The sequence below is a fragment of the Albidovulum sp. genome (genome assembly GCF_008933605.1).
In the GTDB taxonomy this organism is placed as follows: Bacteria; Pseudomonadota; Alphaproteobacteria; order Rhodobacterales; family Rhodobacteraceae; genus Albidovulum.
In genome coordinates, this window is record NZ_WBUS01000281.1 from 1 (window position 1) to 2016 (window position 2016).

Annotated in this window: 1 protein-coding gene; it reads left to right on the forward strand. The window is 72.5% G+C overall.

The features are described from left to right. The coding region (locus F9K34_RS18775) for a calcium-binding protein (RefSeq protein WP_291338622.1) at positions 1-2016 on the forward strand (2016 nt) is incomplete at both ends.

The window sequence follows — 2016 nt, forward strand, 5'->3', positions numbered from 1 at the left end:
GATCAGCAACGGCGACGGCGAGCAGAAGCTTTACGGCGAAGACGGCGACGACGTCCTCGTCGCCAGCGGCGGCAAATGACGAACTGTACGGCGGCATCGACAACGACGCCCTCCAGGGCGGCGCCGACGACGACCTGCTCGAAGGCGGCGACGGCGCCGACTGGCTCGCCGCCGGCAGCGGCAGCGACGTGCTGCGCGGGGGCGAGGGCAGCGACTACCTGGAAGGCTCGTCGAGCTGGGCACCCTACCAGGGCAGCCTGCCGGCGGTGCCCAATGGCGCCACCCTGATCGCCGCGGCCCCGCACTGGTGGATCGCCCGCGACGCGCAGAACAACCTGCTGCTCTCCAACTGGGGCGAGAACCCCCACTACGCGCCCGACGAAGGCGACGTGCTCGACGGCGGCGCCGGCAACGACATCATCGCCGCCGGCGACGGCGACGACCTGGTGCTCGGCGGCGACGGCGACGATGTCGGCCAGGGTAATGGCGGCGACGACGTCATTTTTGGGGGCAGTGGCGACGACAGCTTCCTCGGCGACACCAACCTCGGCCGCGATGCCGACATTGTCGGCGACGACTACCTGGACGGCGGCGATGGCGCCGACGTGCTGGCCGGGCAGGGCGGCGCCGACGTGGTGATCGGCGGCGACGGTGCCGACATGCTGTTCGGCGATTACACGACGCTCGTGGCGACGGCGCGGGATGGCGCCGACCTGCTCGACGGGGGGAGCGGCGACGACGCCCTCTACGGCGGTGGCGGCGACGACCGGCTGGAGGGCGGCGCCGGCATCGACGACCTCGGCGGCGACGAAGGCAGCGACACGCTGAGCGGGGGCGCCGACAACGACCGCCTGGAAGGCAATGCGGGCGAGGACCGTCTTGCCGGCGAGGCAGGGGCGGATGCGCTGCTCGGCGGCGAAGGCGACGATCTCCTGGCCGGCGGCGAGGGCGCCGATCTGCTCTATGGCGAGGCCGGCGCCGACCGGCTCGAAGGCGGCGCGGGAGAGGACCAGCTCGCCGGCGGGGCGGGCAACGATGTTTATCTCGGCGGCGCCGGCGACGACGCCTGCTTCGATCTGGAAGGCGGCGACGACACCTACCGTTTCGCCGCCGGCGAGGGCTTCGACCAGATCGAGGACGCGGGGGGCTACAACGTGCTCGAATTCGGCGCAGGCATCGATCCGCTGGCGCTGATGGCGGCGACGGATGCCTCGCAGGGCTGGCTGGTGCTCGAGCACGGCGCGGACGGCGTGGCCGTCAAGGCGGGCTCGCTCCAGGCCTATCGCTTCGCCGACGGCACGGTGCTCGACGAGGCGCTGCTGCGCCAGGCCTGGTCGGGTGGCGCCGCGGTGCGGGCCGCCGCGCAGGCCGCCGTTCTCGCCGGCACGGACGGCGGCGACCGGCTGCTCGCCCACGACGAGGGCATGACGCTGGGCGGGCTGGGCGGGGACGACGTACTCATCGGCGGGGCGGGCGCGGACGAACTGCAAGGCGGCGCCGGCGACGACTATCTCGACGGCGGCGCGGGCGACGACATGCTCATCGGCGGGATGGGACTGGACACCCATGCCTTCGGCCGCGGCGGCGGCCACGACACCATTGTCAAGCAGCGCTTCGTGTCGGGCTATCCCCACTATCTGCCGATCATGAATCCCGTGGCCGACACGCTGCGCTTCAAGGCCGGCATCGGCGCCGGGGATGTCCGGGTCGCCAGGCGCGACAACGATCTGGTGCTGACGATCGCGGACAGCGGCGATTCGGTCACCCTCCGGGACGGCACGCGCAGCCTGGACGGGGCAGTGCCGGTGGACCGCGTGGCCTTCGCCGACGGCACGCAATGGGATTACGCCGCCCTGCTGGCGCGGTCGCTGATCGGCGGCGAGGGCGACGATGTGCTGAGCGGTTTTTCGGGGGACGACCGTATCGAGGGGCACGGCGGCAACGATGTGCTGCATGGCGGCGCGGGGGAGGACATCCTGGACGGCGGCACAGGAGCCGACAGCCTGAATGGCGGCG